Origin of the sequence: Paenibacillus sp. 7516, from assembly GCF_002272715.1 — a bacterium.
Classification (GTDB): Bacteria; Bacillota; Bacilli; order Paenibacillales; family Paenibacillaceae; genus Paenibacillus; species Paenibacillus illinoisensis_A.
Genome location: NZ_NPBI01000020.1, coordinates 279,530 through 300,759 on the forward strand (window position 1 = coordinate 279,530; position 21,230 = coordinate 300,759).

At 50.5% G+C, this 21,230-nt stretch carries 15 protein-coding genes; 11 read left to right on the plus strand and 4 right to left on the minus strand.

The annotated features are described in order from the left end of the window. Positions 1–73: 73 nt before the first annotated feature. Positions 74–1,246, minus strand: coding sequence for an aminotransferase class I/II-fold pyridoxal phosphate-dependent enzyme (locus CHI14_RS17205; protein ID WP_095289721.1), 1,173 nt, complete (start codon positions 1,244–1,246; stop codon positions 74–76). A gap of 165 nt (positions 1,247–1,411) precedes the next feature. On the opposite strand from CHI14_RS17205, the gene CHI14_RS17210 reads away from it, so the two are divergent. Continuing rightward, on the plus strand, positions 1,412–2,437 hold the full coding sequence (locus tag CHI14_RS17210; RefSeq protein ID WP_095289722.1) for a leucine-rich repeat domain-containing protein: 1,026 nt from the start codon (positions 1,412–1,414) through the stop codon (positions 2,435–2,437). Between the two features lie 77 nt (positions 2,438–2,514). Here CHI14_RS17210 and CHI14_RS17215 read toward each other — a convergent pair whose 3' ends face one another. Then, entirely contained in the window at positions 2,515–4,800 is a 2,286-nt protein-coding gene (locus CHI14_RS17215) for a helix-turn-helix transcriptional regulator (protein ID WP_095289723.1), read from the minus strand. Positions 4,801–5,136: 336 nt separating this feature from the next. Here CHI14_RS17215 and CHI14_RS17220 point away from each other — a divergent pair, with 336 nt between their 5' ends. The 7 genes from CHI14_RS17220 (at position 5,137) to CHI14_RS29755 (ending at position 16,306) form a co-directional block, all read left to right on the plus strand. Then, positions 5,137–6,042 (plus strand): ABC transporter permease, encoded by a 906-nt coding sequence (locus CHI14_RS17220; RefSeq protein ID WP_249281163.1) that lies wholly within the window; start codon positions 5,137–5,139, stop codon positions 6,040–6,042. Between the two features lie 15 nt (positions 6,043–6,057). Next, positions 6,058–6,927, plus strand: a complete 870-nt coding sequence (locus CHI14_RS17225; protein ID WP_249281154.1) for a carbohydrate ABC transporter permease — start codon at positions 6,058–6,060, stop codon at positions 6,925–6,927. Between the two features lie 45 nt (positions 6,928–6,972). Beyond that, the gene (locus CHI14_RS17230) at positions 6,973–8,532 is read left to right on the plus strand and encodes an extracellular solute-binding protein (protein WP_095289724.1); all 1,560 of its coding nucleotides are present in this window, start codon (positions 6,973–6,975) and stop codon (positions 8,530–8,532) included. Between the two features lie 62 nt (positions 8,533–8,594). Further along, on the plus strand, positions 8,595–10,904 hold the full coding sequence (locus tag CHI14_RS17235; protein ID WP_170948173.1) for an Ig-like domain-containing protein: 2,310 nt from the start codon (positions 8,595–8,597) through the stop codon (positions 10,902–10,904). 5 nt (positions 10,905–10,909) lie between these two features. Next, the gene (locus CHI14_RS17240; RefSeq protein ID WP_095289725.1) at positions 10,910–11,692 is read left to right on the plus strand and encodes a glucosamine-6-phosphate deaminase; all 783 of its coding nucleotides are present in this window, start codon (positions 10,910–10,912) and stop codon (positions 11,690–11,692) included. A 2-nt stretch (positions 11,693–11,694) separates the two neighbouring features. Next, positions 11,695–12,852, plus strand: a complete 1,158-nt coding sequence (locus CHI14_RS17245; protein ID WP_095290154.1) for an N-acetylglucosamine-6-phosphate deacetylase — start codon at positions 11,695–11,697, stop codon at positions 12,850–12,852. Positions 12,853–12,862: 10 nt separating this feature from the next. After that, the gene (locus tag CHI14_RS29755; protein ID WP_170948174.1) at positions 12,863–16,306 is read left to right on the plus strand and encodes a glycoside hydrolase family 3 N-terminal domain-containing protein; all 3,444 of its coding nucleotides are present in this window, start codon (positions 12,863–12,865) and stop codon (positions 16,304–16,306) included. A gap of 163 nt (positions 16,307–16,469) precedes the next feature. Here CHI14_RS29755 and CHI14_RS17260 read toward each other — a convergent pair whose 3' ends face one another. Beyond that, positions 16,470–17,189 carry an SDR family NAD(P)-dependent oxidoreductase gene (locus CHI14_RS17260; RefSeq protein WP_095289726.1) on the minus strand — a complete coding sequence of 240 codons (720 nt, stop codon included), beginning with the start codon at positions 17,187–17,189 and terminating at the stop codon, positions 16,470–16,472. Then, positions 17,186–17,596 carry a winged helix-turn-helix transcriptional regulator gene (locus CHI14_RS17265; RefSeq protein WP_095289727.1) on the minus strand — a complete coding sequence of 137 codons (411 nt, stop codon included), beginning with the start codon at positions 17,594–17,596 and terminating at the stop codon, positions 17,186–17,188. The genes CHI14_RS17260 and CHI14_RS17265 overlap by 4 nt, the downstream gene beginning before the upstream one ends. A gap of 199 nt (positions 17,597–17,795) precedes the next feature. Between CHI14_RS17265 and CHI14_RS17270 the strand changes: the two genes are divergently transcribed. The 3 genes from CHI14_RS17270 to CHI14_RS17280 all read left to right on the plus strand — a co-directional run bounded on the left by CHI14_RS17270 (position 17,796) and on the right by CHI14_RS17280 (position 21,154). Further along, a complete protein-coding gene (locus tag CHI14_RS17270) occupies positions 17,796–18,326 on the plus strand; it encodes an NAD(P)H-dependent oxidoreductase (RefSeq protein WP_095289728.1) in 531 nt (176 codons plus the stop codon). Positions 18,327–18,751: 425 nt separating this feature from the next. Further along, a complete protein-coding gene (locus tag CHI14_RS17275; protein WP_095289729.1) occupies positions 18,752–20,299 on the plus strand; it encodes a PTS transporter subunit EIIC in 1,548 nt (515 codons plus the stop codon). A 9-nt stretch (positions 20,300–20,308) separates the two neighbouring features. Next, the gene (locus CHI14_RS17280) at positions 20,309–21,154 is read left to right on the plus strand and encodes a PRD domain-containing protein (protein ID WP_095289730.1); all 846 of its coding nucleotides are present in this window, start codon (positions 20,309–20,311) and stop codon (positions 21,152–21,154) included. Positions 21,155–21,230 lie beyond the last annotated feature (76 nt).

The window sequence follows — 21,230 nt, forward strand, 5'->3', positions numbered from 1 at the left end:
GTAGTGCATCTCCGCATGACAGCATAAAAAAGCACCAGTTCCCTAATAAGGAATTGGTGCTCTTTGCTGCAGATTAGTTGGAGATCAACAGGCCGCTGTTTTCCACAGCTTGCAGTGCCTGCTCCAGTTGTTCCCGATCCTGGACAAGCGCAAGACGGACATATCCTTCCCCTGAAGGACCAAAAGCACTACCAGGTGTCACGATGACGCCCGCCCGGCTGACCAGATCCATGGCGAATTGCTCGGAGTTGTCATAATGAGCTGGAATCCGCGTCCAGATAAACATGGTGGCATCGGGCTTCGCTATTTCCCATCCGAGTCTGCTGAAGCCTTCGCAGAGAATGTCCCGACGTTCCTCATAGATGGCCCGTACCCGGCCTACGTCACTCTGATCACCTGTAATTGCGGCAATTGCTGCCTTCTGAATGGGAAGGAACATGCCGTAATCCATATTGGATTTCAGCTTTTTCAACATGGAGACGACAGCTGCATTACCTAAGCAAAATCCGATTCGAGCCCCAGCAAGCCCGTAGGTTTTGGACAGGGAATTGAATTCAACGCCGACATCCATGGCTCCAGGGAAGGCAAGAAAACTTCCACATGATTTCCCGTCAAATACAAGTTCACTATACGCATTGTCATGGAGGACAATGATATCATGTTTTTTGGCAAATGCGATCAGGTCCAGATAGAACTGCTCCGGTGCCATGGCTGTTGTTGGATTGTTGGGATAAGATACCAGCATGAATTTGGCTCTCTGCGCGATATCTTCCGGAATATCTTCCAGCTGAATGACATATTGATGTTCTTCCTTTTGCGGCATGTAGTACAGCTCTGCTCCCGCCAGAAGCGGCCCGTCCGCAAATACCGGATAGCAGGGATCCGGAACAAGCACAAGATCACCTTCATCCACGATGGATAATGAGATATGTGCCAGGCCCTCTTGTGAGCCAAGCAGAGAGCAAACTTCCGTTTTGGGGTCCAGATCGACCTGATACCTGCACTTGTACCACTCACTGACAGCCTTCAGCAGCTCACTCTGGTCATTGATGGCATAGGTGTAATTCTGCACATCAGCTGCCGCCTCACATAGAGCCTGGATAATATGTTGCGCTGGCGGGGTGTTGGGTGCGCCTACACTCAGATCAATGACGCCGAGCCCCTGTTCCAGACGTTGTCGCTTAATTTCAGATAATCGTGTAAATATTCCTTCATTAAAGTGGTTCATTCGTTTGGCAAATTGCATGCTGTGGCTCCTCCAGTCTGTTCAAACACTTATTTCTATAATAGATGGGCAAGGGGCAAATGAGAAGAGATAGGGACGAACTCTATCTATCAGGCTAAATTGCACTTCTCAAGGGGGTCTTCTTCATTTACAATTACAGGAATATTAGATGGAGGGGATCTGAAAATGAGTGAACCTTGGACTGCGTCGATGAGCGGCGTTCCCTGGAACACAGCGAAAATGGACATTGCGGTTAAGCAGCTGCGGAATCGCGCTACCATTTCTTTTGTGGTCGGAGCAGACGTGATGGAAGATGTTGCGGAATTGGACAAACGGGTATTTTCCAAACGGCCTGATCTGATCCTGAAGATTACGAATGTGGAGGAGAAGGGACGGTACACGGAAGAGTTTTGGAAGATCATTGCGGAATTAAAATATGTGAAGGCTTTGGAATTGGACCTGAAACAGAAACAGGATTTGAATGTACTTGGTGCGCTGCAGCGATTGGAGTTTCTGAATATACGGGCAGCCAAAACGCAAAATCTGGAGTTCATCCGACAGTACAAGCAGCTGCAGTATCTTTCTCTCAGCGGAAAATTTGATGATTTGGCTCCGATTGAGGACTGTATTCGGTTGAGCACATTGGTGTTAAACTGTACCATCGAGACACTGGACTGTGTCGTGGACCTGCCGTTCATCGAATATCTGGCCATTGATAATGGTGCCTTAAATGGTCCTCTGGATGTACTTGCTGACTCCAACATTCGTATGCTGAGACTGTCATCTGTACGGAATCTGACCCATATTGATGAACTGAGCGCATTGCATCATCTGGAGTTTTTGCATCTGTCACTGCCCAAAGTTGAGCGGCTGTGTGAATTTTCAGGCATGAAGAACCTGCGGCAGCTGGAGTTGGATTTTATGAAATCACTACAGCATATAGACAACCTATGGACCACGGAGCACTTGGAGGTGCTGATGCTGAAAGAAATACATAAGGGAATAAAGGCAGAAGCTTTCGAGCGTTTGACCGACATGCCAAGTCTGCAGCAGGTGGATTTTCGCTTCATTGATCAGGGCAAAGGCCGGATTGCAGCCATGCGCAAACACATGATTGATGCGGGGAAAGAACATCTTCTCTATGAGAACATTTCTGAAGAACAACGTATTCCCTCCACGGCTCTTGTGCACCTGTCCAAAATTCTCATGTGATATCTAAGCAAACGCCCGCTTTCTGAGCGGGTGTTTGCTTTATATAGGATCTTAGATTTCTCCGCCGTCACACCTGGCTATCCATGATTCGAGGAGATAAACGGGTCATCGCCCGCATGACGCTTACGATACTCTCCCGGGGTCAGTCCGTATCGACGCTTGAACATGCGGATGAACGAGTTTACGTTCTGATAACCGACCTGCATGGCGATATCCTGAATTCGCAGATCCACATTGACCAGCAGTTCCTTGGCCCGCTCAACCCGAAGATTATTGAGATACTCGCTGAAATTGATGTTGGTCTTTTCCTTGAAGATACTGGAGAGATACCCCGGCGTGAGATTCAGCTTGTCGGCAACAAGATTCAGATTAATATCCTCCCCATAATGATGGTTCAGATAATCGAGCACAAAGCTGATAACGGGATCTTTCGTTTCCAATTGGCTGCTGATCGCGGAGAGGATCGGTTGAATCTGTGACTGAAGCCATGTCCTGTACTGCTCTATGGAATAAAATCCAGCAAACGGATCCCCAGATGGAGAGGAGGGAAGCCCGCCTTCAATACGTGTCAAGTTCAGCTTCATCACCGTCTTACTCGCCTGCTCCACTGCACCAAGAGCAAATGTCCGAAAATCCTCTGCGGCTGCGTCCTTATGTCTCAGCTGGTCCAGCTGGCGATCCAGCCAGGCAAACACAGCCTCCTCCTTGCCTGATTGCAGCAGATCATGCAGATCCTCCCCGTAAGTCACCTTGACATGAAACGAGCTGGATGAAGAGGCTCGTGGCTCCACAATTACCTGGGTTTCTCCGTTTAGTCTTCGCTCCTTGAGCAGAGTGGACAGATTCCCGTACGCGTCGGTAAACGGAATATCCCCGGAGTATACCGGGCTTACCGCGATGGTAAGATACAGGCATTCTTCAGCAGCAAGCAGCTCCTTCAGCGTATCGAGCGCATGCAGGATACCGCTCTGCGGGCCGGGATCGAATAGAAGCAGGAGTAATTGATCCTGTTCAGGCTGAAGTGCAACACTGTTATTTGGATTGCTGGTGAACAGGCTCTGAATTAATTTCCATAATAGTAGGGTATGCTGTTCCAATTCATCGGGCCGGTCTTTGAAGCCAACCTTGAATAAAATGGCGACATAGGGATGTTCGGGCTGCCGAACATCCTCAAGATCAGCCAGATGGGAGCTGAGCGGGATGTTTTTGACTTTATGCGTATAAGCGAACTGCCGCACCAGAGAGTTTTTCTGCGCAAGATCGCTTTGAATGAAACGATTGTTCTCCAAAATGGAACTCAGACGGTCACCGATCATGGCGAATTCCTTCACTCTGCTCAACTTGTCTGTCCCGCTTCCCGAATTTCGGTCAAGAGCGGCAATAAGGTGCTGCAGCGGCTGATTTAACCTCAGGCTAAACAGCAGGGAGGAGAGTATGCTGATCAAAATGGCGGCGCCGAGCAGTACCATAAGCAGCAGCTGCATGCCCCGCATCTCCGCCGCAATCACAGAAGCCTGAGTGACCCTTACATAGGTGAACCCGGTCTGCTTGCCTTTCTCATAGAAGTAATACTGATCCCCAATGCGTTCATGTCTGCTTTCGTCTATAGGAAGCGGAGGATTATGGAGTTCCTCTTCTGTGGTAGTGAACAATAAACGCCCCTCACTATCCAAGATGTAGAACGGATTACGGCTGCCATCTCCATATGTATCCTGCATACGCTGCGGATTCAGCATCACAATGCCGTACACATCCTCATAAGGAATGGCCTTCATCATGACAGGCATCAGCTCTCCCAGGGAGCGGGAAGAATGGACGGTTTTTTCCGTAAAAGCTGCTGCGGGCATCACTTTCAGGAACTGGTTGTTCATCGTTTGGGTTCTCCAGTAGTCCGGCGAGTACGCTTCACTGTAATAATATTTACCGAACATGTCGGCTGCGTTGCTAAGACCTTCCTTCTCGAGCACATAGTCCTCCTGTTTGAAATAAAGAATGAAATTGTCGATATGCAAAAAAGGATTGGTATACAGGGTGGAGAGGTCCGCCTTCACTTCAGCGGGAATATCGTAACGACGATTGTCCTTAAGGTGGCTCAAAATGCCCAGGTTGGCTGTCCAGGTATCCGATTGAGTGAGGGCCAGAATCATGTTCTGGGTCAGCCGGAAGTGATTCTCATATCCTTCGACGGTCTGTGCGAGGCCCAGTTCATTTTGTCTTACCATCTCCTGATAAACTTTGTTGCTCAGGTACAGATGGGAGAACAGATTAAATGAAGCCAAAATCAGGATGACACTGAGGAAGCTCAGCATTAGCTTAACAAACAGGCCGTTCAGCGCAAATCGGTTTGTAAGCAGTTCCTTCATTATGACATTCCCCCTTCGGATACAGCCGCAGATCAATGGTCTAATCTAATCATAGCGGCATAAAGCTGACACAAACAATATGCACTTTTACTGATTTATACGCGGATATCTGGAAAATAGCAGTATAGGCGAAATGTTATATAACATGTAGATAGCGCTTACAGTTGAAAACTGGCTATAATTCGGTTACAAACCCCGGTCGCTTAGGGGAAGTTAGCTCACATATAAATGAGCTGCGATCATGTAGCAAGAGGGGGCATGCCGATGGCTGATGCTGGCTTAATGCAAGACAAACTGCGAAGAAAAATAAACCATTCGTCACGGCGGAAGGTGCGGATGACCCGGATGACCCGGATCTGGAACAAAAACAAGGCGCTATGGCTGCTCTTCCTGCCATGCCTCCTGTATTATTTAATCTTCCGCTATGCGCCGATGTTCGGACTGGTCATTACCTTCAAAGACTACAATCTGTTTAAGGGAATATGGGCCAGTGATTGGGTAGGGCTCAAATATTACCGGATGTTTCTGGAGAATCCCGATTTTTGGCCGCTCATGAAAAATACGTTCCTGCTGGGAATGTATAAGTTGGTGCTTGGCTTTCCGGCCCCGATCATGCTGGCCATTTTGCTCAATGAGGTGCGTAAGGCGGCGTTCAAGCGTTTTGTGCAGACGGTCAGTTATCTGCCGCATTTTATCTCGAATGTGATTGTGGCAAGTATGGTCATTATGTTCCTCTCCCCAACCGGAGGGCTGATTAATAATCTGCTCGGATGGATTGGCGTGGGACCGATCAATTTCATGAATGAACCCGGGCTATTTCGGGGGATCTATGTCCTGTCGGAGATCTGGCAGCATATCGGCTGGGAGACCATTATTTATCTGGCCGCACTGACAGCCATTGACCCGCAGCTGTATGAGGCTGCTGATATGGACGGAGCAAGCCGATTGCGCAAAATCTGGCATGTCACGCTGCCCGGAATATCTCCTGCGATCGTCATCACGCTGATTTTGAATATCGGCAAGGTGCTTGAGATTGGTTTCGAGAAAGTCTTCCTGATGCAGAATCCGGCGATCTACGATACAGCAGATATTATCAGCACCTATGTCTACAGGGTAGGGATGGTCCAGGGGAACTTCAGTTATGGCGCCTCCATTGACCTGTTCATGGGAGTCATCAGCCTGATCTTCATCTATACGGCCAACTTGCTCAGCCGCCGATTAAGTGAAACCAGTCTATGGTAGAAAAGAGGTGTGAATGTGAAATCCCTCCGGTTCTCCTGGTTTAATCTCGTGGCATCATTAGTCCTGCTGCTTGTTGTGGTGATCACACTCTATCCGTTCCTTCATATGCTGGCCGTTTCCCTCAGCAGCAACGCCAACGTCATCCAGAACAATATTTCCTTCTGGCCCAAGGGCTTCAACCTGAGCATGTATAAGCTGGTGCTGGGAGATCCGCAAATCTGGACGGCTTACCGAAATACGATTATCTATACTGTGCTCGGTACGCTGATCTCGCTGGTGGTCACTTCAACCGGAGCGTATGCATTGTCCAGGAAAGACATGGCGCTGCGCAATAGCTTCACCGTGCTGATTGTCATCACGATGTTCTTCAGCGGCGGAATGATTCCGACCTTTCTGGTGGTCCGTTCCCTGAATCTGGTGGACACCGTCTGGGGCATGGTTCTTCCAGGGGCAGTCAGCACATGGAATCTGATCCTGATGCGAACGTTCTTCTCAGGCATTCCCAAAGAGCTGGAGGAATCGGGCCGTATGGACGGCCTGAACGATATCGGCATCTTCATTCGTATTGTCGTGCCGCTGTCCAAGGCGTCCTTCGCCACCATTGCCCTGTTCTATGCCGTGGGCATGTGGAATAACTTTATCTTCCCACTGCTCTATCTAAGATCTCCCGATTTGTTTCCGCTTCAAGTGCTCCTGCGTAATCTGGTGCTGGCCGGCAGTGCAAGCTCAGGCGACGTTACGTCCATTGGGGGAGATAATATGGTCGTTGAGGAATCACTCAAGTATGCGACCATCATGGTGTCCACTTTGCCAATTCTGATTATTTATCCGTTTGTACAGAAGTATTTTGTGAAGGGAGCCATGGTTGGGGCAGTCAAAGGCTAATCGGCATGAAAACCACCGCAAATTCAGATTAAGGGAGAGAAGCGTATGGGCAAATGGAAATCGGTAATTCTTCCGCTGTTGATTGCTGTAACGATGGTAGCCGGGTGCAGTGGAGGCGGCAACGGTTCCGGCTCGCAGACGGATGCTCAAGGGGAGAATGGCGTAAAAAATAACTCCTCAGGAACCGGGAAGACGTTTACCGCACTGCTGGATAACAATCCCACATTTCCGTATTCCAAGAGCTGGCCCGTTTGGAGCTGGCTGAAGGAGAAGACTGGTGTCACGCTTGAAGTGCAGACACCCTCCGGCAAGCTGGATGAAAGCCTGAATCTGGCGATTGCCTCCAAATCGCTACCTGATCTGATGTATATGCCCAATCGCAAAGAATCGAACAAGTTTGGACAGCAGGGCGCGCTGGTGGATCTGATGGAGCATATGGACAACATGCCGAATCTGCAGGCATGGATGAAACAATACCCCGAGGAAGCGAAGGCGGCTCTCTCTGCCGACGGCAAGATGTATATGTTCCCCAATCAGGGCTTCGGTGAGACGAACCGCATGATCTGGATGTATCGCAAGGACGTTTTCGACAAGGAAGGCATTCAGGTTCCGACGACCTACGAAGAGCTGCATGCGGCCCTGAAGAAGCTGAAGGAGAAATATCCGGACAGTTATCCTCTTTCCATCCGCTACGGACAGATTCCGGATGAGATGAATGCCAATATGACGGTGAATTATGGGACCGGAGAAGGCGCCTACTACGATTTTGACCAGAAAGAATGGCGTTATGGGCCGACCGAAGACAATTATAAATCCATGGTAGGCATGTGGAAAAGTTTCTACGACGAAGGACTGGTTCCCCCTGATTTCTTATCGCTGCAAACCAAGCAGTGGCAGGATATGGTCTCTACAGGCAAATCGTTCGTGACCATCGATTATATCAGCCGGATTGATTTCTTTAACAATGCCATGCAGCCGGAGAATCCCGAGTTCAACATGCAGTTCATGGCACCACCTGCCGGTGCTGCCGGTGGCAAACAGCTGAATCCGTATTTTCATTATATGGAGGGCGGGTTAACGGTAGCGTCCACCTCCAAAAACATAGACGATATCATGAAGTACATGGACTTCTTCTATTCCGAGGAAGGGCGTACGTTCAGCAGCTGGGGAGTAGAGGGAGAGACATATGTAAAGGAAGGAGATGCGATCAAGTTCAAGCCGGAGTATAACGATGTCATTGAAATGCGTAAGCAGACAGGGCTGCAGACCAGCGGAACCTATACCTGGATTGATTTTAATGCTCATCTGTCCCTGTTCTCGGATGCCCTGAAGCACGCTTATGAAGAAGCAGTGAAGTATGATCCTTCTGCCATGCAGCCAAGACCTGCGTTTACCGAGGGTGAAAATGAAATCATCTCCATTACCGGGCAGGCGATCAAAAAGCACCGCGATGAGAGCTTTGCCAAATTCGTGACTGGCTCCCGCAGTCTGGCGGATTGGGAGAAGTATGTAGAGGAGATTAACAATCTTGGTGTAGATCAGCTGCTGAGCACCTATAAGGAAGCGTATGACCGCGTTCTGAATATTCAGTTGAGCGCGAAATGAGCGAATATACGGCCCAGGAATCCTAGACCATTAGTACAGAATGGCAAAAGGAGGCTTCGCTTATGAAAAAGCAGCACCTGCGTGTGTACTCCGGATTCAGGCTAGCCATGGTTTTGTTGATCGGTATGGTGTTCGTTGGAATACCCTTCCCTGGTAAGGCGGGAGCAGCCGGTTCCATCTCGCTGGACGTACCCGGAGGTGGATATGTGTCGGACGGAGGGATGGTAGAGATCGGAGGCAGTTATACCGACCTGTATGACATTCGGCTGTATGTAAACGGTACGTCCCAATACGAAGTGCTGTTGAATGATCCCGATGGGGATGACAGCGGCACTTGGTCTTACATGCTCGATACCTCGAGCTATAACGGGACAGTGGAACTGGTGGTCCGCGGGCTGGATACGTCCACCCGCTACGGGGTATGGAGCACTCCCGCCATGCTTACCGTTGATAATCCGGCAGGAGCTGTCCCAGTCGTCACAATCACAGGACCATCCGAAGGTGTGCCATTAAGCGGTCAGGTAGAGGTCACCATCGTGACCAGCTCGCCTATTCCGGTCACAATGGTAGAGGTGAGGGTGAATCGAGGGCCTTGGCAGCAGGCGACCGAGCAAGGTTCGGCGTATGTCTTCGTGTGGGACACAACGGGAATGGGCGATCGTACCGTCAGTCTGGAGGCCAGAGCGACCAATGGACCGGAACGAACTGGCTATAGTCCAACCGTATATGCTCAGGTTGGAAACGGGACGCATGAACCGGCTGTCCCTCTGCCCGATCAGGACCGGGCCATGTGGATCTGGGAACCGGAAAGCTACAAGCTGCTTCTGAATCCCGGTTCGCGCCAGGTGCTTAATTCATTCATTACGGATACACAGACATTCGGGCAAGATCCAGTCCAGACGCTGTATCTCGCAGTGGGCAAATATGCGGGGTACAATGCGCTGGAAGAACAGGTGGATGAACTGCGTTCGTTCCTTAGCTGGGCTCATAGCAAAAATCTGCAGGTGCACGCTCTCATTGCTGGCGGCACTTCCCCGGCATACATGGGCGCATACGAGAAATATCATAGTCATGCAGTAAGGGAGATGGAACAGGTCATCAATTACAACCTTGCAGCAGCAGATTCGGAGAAGTTTGACGGCATCAATGTGGATATTGAACCTTACATTTCCCCTGACTTTAGAGATCCAAGCCGATTCCTGCAGCAGGAATACCTGGATGTCTTGCAAAAAATGATGGATCGCCGGGATATGGCAGGTATCCGGCTGCCGTTCGGCCCAGCTGTTCCCAAGTGGTATGACACGTCGGATCAGGGTGCGAATATTGTCTGGAATGGCTCCAGCAAGTGGCTCTCCGAGCATGTTCAGGATATCTCCGACTATATCACCATCATGGATTACCGGGATACGGCGGATGGCTCCGCTGGCATTATTGCCGGGGCTGCTGGAGAACTGGCCTACGCAGACCAGATCGGCAAGCCGAATTCGGTGGTGGTTGGGGTGGAGACGCTGGATATCGCGAATAGCGGCGATCCCGAGACAATCACGTTCTGGGAAGAAGGCCGCAGCCATATGGAAGCCGAACTAGATAAGGTCTATACAGCTTACGGGCAGAACAGCGCCTTCGGTGGCATTGCCGTCCATCACTATGATTCCTACCGGGCACTGCCATCTTACTGGGGCCCTGGCGGCACATTTTGGACAGCGACGGATGATCAGGAGGCCCCTTCGGCCCTTGCTGGAATGCCCTCCATCGATGCTACCAGTTATCAGACCATACAACTGAATTATGGAATGGCTTCCGATAACATGGAAGTGGAGCGATATGTAATCTATCGGAGTACGGTTCAAGGCTTCATGCCTGCTGCTTCAGATATCGCCGGACTCGCCCGGGGCCTGAACTACCAGGATAAGGGACTGCTGCCGGATACGACGTACTACTACCGCATTGCAGCCCGCGACTTGCAGGGCAACATCGGACCACTCACGGATGAAGTCTCAGCTACGACGGGAAGCACCACGCTGAAGCCTCTAATTGTCTCTGACATGAATCTGGTGTATAGCGGATCAGCAGTATCCGTCACCCTGAAGGTCAGGGATTACGATACGGGTGCGGTACTAACGGATGCGAAGGTGGAGGGAAGGTTTACGTATTCAGCAGGACGGTATACCAGCGGCATCACTGGAGCAGATGGAAATGTCACACTTGGCTCGGAAGCGGTGATACCGGGAAGACAGGTTGGTTTCGAACCTCGCCGAATCCGTTATAACGGTTATTACTATGCAAGCAGGCATGATCTGTCCCATGCGACACTGCTGATGCAGAATGCGGGTCATGAAGAATCAGGTGAGCAGCCGTCTGAAGGAGGATGAGAAGCATGAAGGCAAATGGCTTGACACAGCCACTGGAAACTCAAGTCGTTGATCGAATGTCTGTACAGATCTATGCCAATCGGGATCAGATGGGGGCAGCTGCAGCAGCCGCGGTTGGGCATCAATTAAGACAGCTGCTGCAGGATTCAGAGCGTCAGGTCCGTATCGTCTTCGCTGCAGCACCTTCACAGAACGAATTGTATGAGGGGCTGGCACGGGAGCAGGACATCGACTGGTCACGGGTCTGTGCTTTTCACATGGATGAATACATTGGTTTACCGGAGGAGGCTCCGCAGCGTTTCGGCCGATATCTGACGGAACGTCTGTTCAGCCGAATTCATCCGGGGCGGGTGGAACTGCTGAACGGACTGGGCGATATGGAGCAGGAGTGCCGGAGATATGGAGAGCTGCTCCGTGCTGCTCCTATGGATATCATCTGTCTTGGGATCGGAGAGAATGGACATATTGCCTTCAATGATCCACCTGTTGCTGATTTTAATGACCCGGTAACTGTAAAAGTAGCGAAGCTGGATGAGGCCTGCCGCCGTCAGCAGGTAAACGATGGCTGTTTTGCCCGGCTGGATGATGTACCTGAACAGGCTCTGACTCTGACGGTGCCGGCGCTGATGGCAGGCAAGAAACTGTTCGCCATTGTACCAGGGACGTTGAAACGTCGGGCGCTCAAGGCAGCTTTACATGATCCGATAAGCACGGCATGTCCCGCTACGATCCTGCGTACACATCCCGGTATTACGATGTTTACGGACCGGGAAGCCTTCGGCCTGTGAGCATGCCCATTATTGGTAGACACTACCGGACGGGGCTGCCCATTGAGGTCAGAGTCAGAGAGGGAAAGATTGCTGCCGTTACTGAACTCGCCGTGACATCTTCCACGGATCATCTTCCCTGGCTTGCCCCCGGTCTGGTTGATTTGCAGGTGAACGGTGGCTGGGGTCTGGATCTGAATGAGGCTCCGCTGTATCCGGATACGGTGCTGAAACTGACCATGCTGCTGCGGAGTCAAGGAGTCACGAGTTATTGCCCTACATTGATTACAAACTGTTATGATCGCCTCGCTGAATCTGCATCCGCTATTGCAGAGGCTGTTCGGGTAAACGCGGATGCGGCCGCGGGCATAGCCGGCATTCATCTGGAAGGTCCGTTCCTGTCACCCGAGGACGGACCGCGCGGTGCACATCCGCGGCAGCATATCGTTCCTCCGGACTGGGATGCCTTGTGCCGCTGGCAGGAGGCAGCAGGTGGGCTAATCCGTATCGTGACCCTTTCCCCGGAGTGGCCGGGTGCAGCTTCATTTATCGCCCGGTGCTGTGAATCTGGCATTCGGGTCTCGATTGGGCATACGGCAGCTTCGCCTGAACAGATCCGGGAAGCTGTTCAGGCGGGGGCCGTCATGTCCACCCATCTTGGCAATGGTGCGCATCTCATGCTTCCGCGCCATCCGAACTACCTGTGGGAGCAGCTGGCAGCAGATGAGCTGTATGGCTGTATGATCGCAGATGGGCATCATCTTCCGCCATCCGTGCTGTCTGTGATTCTCCGAATGAAGCGCAAAAAGGCCATTCTCGTTAGCGATGCCGTCTCACTGAGCGGCATGCCATCAGGTTCTTACCGTCTGCACATCGGCGGCGACGTGGTGTTGACAGCAGAAGGGCGGCTGCACCTTGCCGGGCAGCCGCAGCTGCTGGCCGGCTCAGCAATGATGCTGCCGGATCAGGTGAGCTATCTCGTGGAAACAGGACTTGCCGGACTTGCCGATGCCTGGGATTGTGCTTCGGCGCATCCGGCGAAGCTGCTTGGACTTCAACAGACCGCAGGACTTGAGGCAGGAGCACCTGCGGATCTGGTCAGCTTCAACATGAACGATGGGAAGCTGAGCATGCTGCAATGCTGGAAGAATGGCCGACTGCGGCCACAGGGTAACGAATAGGAGGAGAGCGATGCAGAGCTTGATACCACAACCGAAGCAGTTTACAGCAATTCAGGAAGGAACCTTACGGCTGGATGACAAGGCGAGGATAAGAATGTATATGGAGGAGGAGGATCCTCGGCTCGCAATCCATTGCCGCCGGGCATTTCCGGGACTTCAATATACGTCCTCAAGAATAGAAAAAGGTTATTGGCTTGTTATAGAACGTTTCGTAGGGCAAGAATTACACCAGGTAGACCATGAGCCTAAGATCAACGATCTGACTGTTGATGAAGTCCAGGGAGAACAGGGGAAGAGCTCGCGCGCCCCTGTTGTTACTTCAATCGATGCAGAAAGGGAAGAAAAATGGGCTTGTCTTGCAGGGAAGCCGCAAGGTTACACGTTGGAAGTGTCGGCCCGTAGAGCGGAGGTCTGGGCACTGGATGCTGCGGGTCTATTTTATGGATTACAGACCTTGGTTCAACTGCGTAGCTCAGATGGAGACATCCCTGCCGTATCTATATGTGACTGGCCGGATACGGCTGTGCGGGCCATGAATCTGGATTTACGCCAGACGTTCTCGAAGCCGGAACTGCTGATCGAATATTTGGGGGAGTTTGCCAAATATAAGACGAACGCCGTGCTGATTGAATATGAGGATAAATTTCCATTTCGGACACACCCAGAGCTTGCACATCCCAAACATGCATTAAGCCTGTCGCAGCTTGAAGAACTGAAGCGTACTGCTCATGAACATTTTATCGAGATTATTCCGCTTCAGCAGAGCTTCGGACACCTGGAGTATGTACTGCGCCACGAAGCCTGGCGGCACCTCCGCGAAACAGAGCAGTCCACCGGGGAAATCTGCCCGTCGCACCCGGAGTCCTTCGGGTTGATGACCACACTGCTTGGGGAGATGATCGACGCCCACCCGGAATCGCGATATATCCATCTGGGCTGTGACGAGGTCTACAGCCTATGTGAATGCGAACGCTGTCAAGTTGAATATGAAGGTGTACGGGAACGAGCCTTTATCGCCTTTTTGAACCGGTTGATCGCCTATACGACAGAGCGGGGGAAGCAGCCGATTTTCTGGCACGACATGCTGGATAAATGTCCGCCGGAAGAGCTGGCTAAGCTGGATCAGCGAAGTGCAGCCATGATCTGGATTTATAATGGACGCAACATTGAAGCAGAGGTTACTTCGCATACGAACAAATTCAGATCGCTGGGCATCGAAGTCATGGGAGCTCCAGCCGTTCGCAGCTTTGACTGGGCAGAGCATCAGAACTATCCGGTATTATCGAACCGGACGGACAACCTGCTTCAGTGGGCTGAAACAGCCGGCAAGCTGGATCTTGACTGTATTGTTGCCACCAACTGGACGGGGCCGTTCAGTCTTGGTGTTCCGTATGGCATTTTTGAAACGACGTGGTACCCTATGTTGCTGCATGCGGACCTGGCCTGGAATCGCAAGGCGAATGCTTCCACCTTCATTGACCGATTCCTGGAACGGTTTCATGGCATTGATCCGGTTACCGGGCATACGTGCCTCGGCCATTATCAGTTGGAGGACTATTATGAGATCATCTGGAAGCTGCTGGACGAGGTGCAGGAGCATAAGGAAGAAGCGGAACTGGTTGCCATTATGCATGATTTTGAGGTAGCAACAGACCGTTCGCGAGCGATCCACAAGTACGCCTACCGCTGGGAGCTGTATTCTGGAGACGATGCGGAGTGGCGCTCCCTGCAGAATAACTACACGAGAAACCGCCGCGGACGCGAGAAGGTTCTGCCTCGCATGAAGGCTGCGCTGGAACGTTACCAGCCGTCTGCTATGGCGGAGCATTTTGTGAAGTCGAGGTTCTACCTGCATGACTATCTGGAGCGTACACTTTATCATGAACTGGGACTGGACGCGGCCTATGCGGAATCTGAACCGAAGGCGATGAGTCTGGAAGATAAAATAGCCATGATGTGTGTGGTTGGTACACCATCGACCTGTGCCGAACCGGAATTTCAGAAGAGAATGTCGCAGCAGCGGTTTGGCGGAATCGGTATCTTTCCTCATAATGTTGAGAGTGAGCAGCAGACGCTGGCACTACTCGAAGAAATTCAGAAGATAGCCGGAGAGTTTGGCAGCTCGTTGCCTTATTATATTTCGGTAGATGAAGAAGGAGGCACCCTGTCCAAGTTCAAAACCTTCTTTCCCTATATCCCGGGTAACCGGGCAGTTGGATTAAGCGAAGACCCCGAAACAGCCTACCTCCTCGGTAAATTCATCGGCAGTCAGTTGAACGCGCTGGGGATTCCGATGAACTGGGCACCTGTACTGGATGTGAACACCAATGTGGATAATCCCGTCGTTGGTGTCCGTTCTTTCGGAGAGGACCCAGGGCTGGTAGCCCAATTCGGTCGGGCTTATATTCAGGGGATGCATGAAGCAGGTGTGGCCGTGACGGCAAAGCACTTTCCGGGTCACGGCCAAGTAAGCGGGGATTCGCATGTGGTCCTGCCTGCGTGTGAGCTAACACTTGCGCAAATGATGGAGGGGCCGCTGCTTCCCTTCATGGAGGCAATCGATGCCGGAGCGGATTCAATCATGATGGGGCATCTGGTGTTTCCCAACATTCCCGAGTCCGCTGGGCTTCCTGCTTCGCTCAGTTCTTTCTTTGCCTCAGAGCTGCTGCGTACCAAGCTGGGATTTGAAGGTGTAATCTGCACTGATGATATTGAGATGGGAGCAATCCGTAACCATTTCAGTCCGGATGAAGTAGGCGTCCTGGCCGTACAGGCAGGAAACGATATGATTTTAATGTGTCATACCCCTGAGTATCAGAGCCGGGTTATTGCGGGGATTCTGGCAGCTGTGCAGGATGGGCGGATCGACGAGGCGCGAATTGACGAGTCCGTTCATCGTATACGGCAGCTATACGGTAAATTTCAACAATACCAAGCGTCTGCCCAGCCTATTCCGAGGAAGAAGTGGGATGAGGAGGCATTGAATCTGGCTCGTAAAACCGTGAAAGTCACCCGAGATCCACAGCAATTACTTCCGCTCAGGACTTCGCTGAACTATTTGCTGATTCTGCCGAAGCAGGAGCAGCTGACGCAGGCCGATAATAGCGGTGCAGCCGAGATCAGACTGGCATCGCTTTTGAAGGATGCAGGATTAACTGTGATGACGCACCACTGTTCGATGAGGCCGGATGCGGACGAGATCACGTTACTCGTACAGCAGGCGGCTGGTACGGATGTTGTGATTCAGGGCACGCTTAATGCTCATCTGTTCACAGGTCAGCTGGTATTGGCCGAGGCACTCGCTTCAGTTAAGCCCTTACTGAATCTGGTGCTGCGCAATCCGTATGATGACGCCGCTTTGCCTCAGCAGGCCGGGAGCATACAGCTATGTTCAACCTCCGATTATTCGCTGCGGGCACTGGTGGAGCAGCTGACGATGGCCGCTTCGAAGTGACTTGTCTGCTTGAAATGGTATTCCATAATGAAAAGGTAAAAAGCCCGTTAAGTAACGGGCTTTTTACTGTATTGAATCTGAATCCGTCTGCTATCCCTTGGTTGCTATAAGGGTTCTCCATGATTAGATGGGGACTGCAATAAAAGATCCCATCAAGCCCCCATTATGCGTTGGTATCCGTGATCGCAGGCATATTGATTTCTTTTACGCAGGCTGCCTTGGACAGGTTCACGATGCATTTGACGATGGAAACCATATCCTGAAGGGGGATACGTGTGCCATTATATTCAGCGAGTGCACGCTCACTTCCCTCTTCATAAGGTATTTCAGCTGCAAGCTCCCCCGGATTAATACATGTTACGGCAATGCCATCGTGTCTCGTGTGCTCCCGCAAGGCCTCCGTAATTCCACGAATGGCGAACTTGGAAGCTACAAATGAAACCTGAGTGTTATTCGAATTGTTCAGACCTGCAGTCGAGCCAATCAGAATGATTTTGCCGGCTGTCGATTGCCGGAGATGGGGCAGTAATGCCTGAATACATACAATCGCCGATGTTATATTTACATGAATCAGATTCGAGATATCAGCAGGAGCATCCTGGTCAAACGAGTAGTGATCCTCGAAGCCTTCCTTTTCCCAAATGCCTACATTGTATATGAGAACATCCAGTGTTTCGTGCTGGAGCGCGTCTGTGATCACTTGGGCTGCATGGAGATCAGACAGATCCGCCTGGATCCATATGCGTTCAACGCCGTCATTCAGGTTTACATTGTCAGGTCTGCTGCGAGAGATGACCCAGACCTTGTCTCCCTGCTCGGGGACACCTCTGACGAAGGCATCTCCAAGTCCTTTGCTTGCGCCAAATACGAGATAGTTTTTCAATTCAAGTTCTCCTTCTTTTCAATTATCGAATCAAGGGGTAGCAAGTCAAGAACAGACTCTTTATTTTCCAAAAGCATAATTTCTTCTCCCTGCTGCTGTCTTAATACTATATTTTCTCGTCCCCATGCACACATCACATCCACAATCTTGTTGGCAGTAACTCCATATTCCGTAAGACTGTATTCGACTTTTGGCGGCATCTGTTGATACACAAGTCTTCTGACAAGGCCGTCCCTCTCCAGCTCACGTAGTTGTTGAATCAGGACCTTTTGTGAAATGCCGTCGATACTGCGCTGCAGCTCACCTGTCCGTTTCACGCCTGACATTAATAAGCATACAATTAGCGCTTTCCATTTGCCACCGATAATCTCGAGTGTTGCTTCGATTCCCAGATTATATTGTTTCATGACCGTTCACCTCGTTCAGGTTACATCTTGTTGATGCGGTATAACTGTTCATTTTCTCACAACTTTGCCGATGAAGTCCATACACACCTTGAAGTAACCATCTTACTTTATTGTGTGTATTTTCTTTTTGCTGGGCCTATATGATAATGGCGTTATTCAAACAGAAGATTTAGCCTGAACCAAGAAAGGAAGTTCAACAATGAAAACACTCGTGATCCTGGCACATCCGAATATTGACGTTTCAAGAGTAAATCGGCGATGGAAAGAAGAGCTTGTGCAGCATGCGACTGATATTACAATTCATGAGATCTACCAAGCATATCCTGATTGGAACATCGATGTTTCCCGAGAGCAGAAGCTGCTCGAAGCATATGACCATATCATCCTGCAGTTTCCGCTATATTGGTACAGCTATCCGCCTTTGCTCAAAAAGTGGTTTGATGATGTTTTTACTTACGGATGGGCGTATGGATCATCAGGCAATAAACTGCACGGGAAAAAGCTGAGCCTCGCCATGTCCATTGGTGATAAAAAAGAAAATTACACGCCGGAAGGTTCCGTCTCTTTTACGGTAGATGAGGTGATTGCACCTTTCAAAGCCAGCATCAATCATGTGGGTGCGATAGCGTTACCGTACTTTGCGGTTTTCGGTGCATCATTTCAGGCTACAGATGAAGAGATAAACCAAAGTGCTCAAGATTACATTCGTTATATCCGTAAGTATGCTTGATTGCCGAAATTGGCGTTGAATATGAAGGTGCTTCCCTCAATTGAGAACCTTAGCGTCCATGTCCCCAAGTCCACGTACACCATCATTGCTGCAAACCAAGAGCCTGCTTCCGACGCGGGCTCTTTTTGCTTACTTTTCCCCGCAACTATCAGGATTTTATTGAAATATAATCTATTGATTCCATTAGAGGATATTCGAATTCTGGAGAAAAGGGGCGATCTGGTAGAACTAAATGCATGGCCAAGATGAGCCATTGTTCTCAGAGTAGTGGTATTTACTGACCATTGATTTTGGAAAGTGAAGTGGTCACAATAGTAATATTGCCATAAATGACGAAATTGTTATTTTTGTAGAAGATCAACTTTCAACGATAGACATCGATCCTTCGATGTCCTTTTAATGCTAAGTAACAGGGAGGAGCATCCATGCAGCAGGATGACCGGAGTATTACAAAGGGGCGTAGTTCCGCAAGGGCATTGGCCACGCAACTTATTGAATGGTCTGGAGGAACGGACAATATTATCGAAAGCACCCATTGCACGACACGACTCCGACTCCGATTGCAGAACAGTGATCTGGTGGAACAAGAACGTCTTGACGGTATGCAGGAAATTCAAGGGGTGCACGTTCGTGCTGGACAACTGCAGATTATCCTGGGTCCCGTTCTTGTCTCGAAGGTTAATCGCCAGGTGAATGTCATACTTCAGTCAGCTGCTTCTTCCATACCGAAAGAAGACGAACCGATTGGACCCATCACACCGCGGCTACACGGAGAAAATCATACGGATTCCTGTCCACTGCCGTCCGTGTCTACCACCAGCAGACCATCCAATGATAAGGGGCTTCATTCACGAGCATTGTTACACAGGTTGATGGACGCATTCCAATTTTTTTCTGATATCGTTGTGCCCATTATTCCGCTCTTCGTCGTGGCAGGGCTGCTGCTGGGTGTCTTGGGACTTGCGAGGGCATTCGGCTGGGATGATCCAGGCCAAACGTGGTTCCGGATTCTGTCACTGCTGACGGGCTCAGCGTTCCAGCTGATGGCTGTTCTTTTCGGATACAACACGGCCAAGCGGTTCGGTGGAACCCCGGCGCTTGGTGCCGCTGTTGGGATTGTCATGACTCATCCGGCGATTCTTCCGTTCACCGACATCGGTGGAGATCCAGCCTTTGCTCAGGCTTTGCCCATATCACCGCAATTCGGATATCAGGGAGCCATAATCCCAACCGTTCTAGCGGCATTCATGCTAACGATAATTGAGAAAAGACTACGCCGATGGATACCGTCATCCGGAGCTGTTCTTCTCGTTCCCTTTTTGAGCTTTAGCATCGCGGGCAGCCTTGCGGTACTGGTTATTGAACCCCTTGCTCTTGGTCTGGGCGGCTCGCTGGGAAGTATTCTGGAACACGTCTTCAACTACGGGAACTTGCTTTTTGGCCTTCTGCTTGGAGGGATATACAGCTCTATTGTGATCACCGGTCTTCATCACGGGATTCAGGCTGTCGAAGTTGGACTGATTTCCAATCCGGATATCGGCTTCAATTTCTTGCTTCCGATCTGGTCCATGGCGAATTTTGCGCAAGCAGGTGCCGGTCTTGCAGTGTATGCCAGAACCAGGGACCAAGCAGTGAGGAAGATAGCATTGCCTGCCTCGATCACAGCGCTGTTCGGTATCACCGAGCCAGTCATCTATGGTGTTAATCTTAAACTTGCGCGCCCCTTTCTGGGTGCTGCTGCAGGAGGAGCCGTCGGAGGGGCATATGTCGCTTTTCATCAGGTTGTGGCCAATTCATTGGGGCTAACCGGATTGCCGATGATCGCTTTTGTTGTACAGCCCGGGTTGATGAATCTTGTTCATTATCTCATAGGTTTTGTGCTTGCTCTGGCTACGGCTTTTACTGTTACCTTGCTGCTCGGTGTGGATCGCGTTGTTCGACCAGAAGCTGATAAACTTAACGAACAGGCATAGGAGACTAACATGAAGATCAAAAAAATACTTAACAATAACGCCGCTGTGGTTACCGATCATGGAGAAGAGAAAATTGTCATGGGGCCGGGTGTTGTTTTCCAAAAAGGAAAAAATGATATTGTAGACCCAAGCCTTGTTGAAAAAGTGTTTGTGATGACTGATCCGAAGCAGTATAACCACCTTCAGGAAATACTGGGGACCCTGCCTGAAGAAGAAATTGCAGTCACCCAGCAGATCATCACTTTCGCCGAGAAAGCATTGGGTGTTACGTTTCATGAGCATATCCATATCGCTCTTGCAGACCATCTCTCCTTTGCCTTGGAGCGGATTGGCAAGGGAATCGAAATTCGGAATACGCTGCTTGAGGAGATTCGTATCCTCTATCCAAGAGAGTTCCAGCTTGGGCTTCATGCCAAGCGTTTGATCTACGAGAAATTGCAGGTGGTCATCCCGGAAGATGAGGTTGGTTATATCGCCATGCATATCCATACGGCCTGGAAGAATGCGGGCATGCGCCATAAGGCTCCGGAAAAGACGGCCATGATCAGGGATATCGCGGAAGGTGTAGGACATGTTGCCGGTGTACTGGATCGACGGTCTGCGAACTATGAGCGACTTTTGACCCAGCTTGAGAATATGCTGCAAACGGATGAATCAGGCAGACTCCGCAATGAACTGAATCCGGAGCTTGTAGCGATGGCAAAGATGAATTTTACCGAAGCATATACACAGGCCCGCGAGATCGGTGAAATGGTTGAAGAGGATTATGGATATGCGTTTACCGAAAGCCAACTGGTTGTGATCGCCATGGAAATCATCCGGATAGATCATCGACTTCATCCATCCTCGGATTGATTCTGATACTTGATAAACTGAGTCCCTGGTCCTTGATTCGAATCGGGAGTTTCGATCTATAGCCAAATTTTGATCC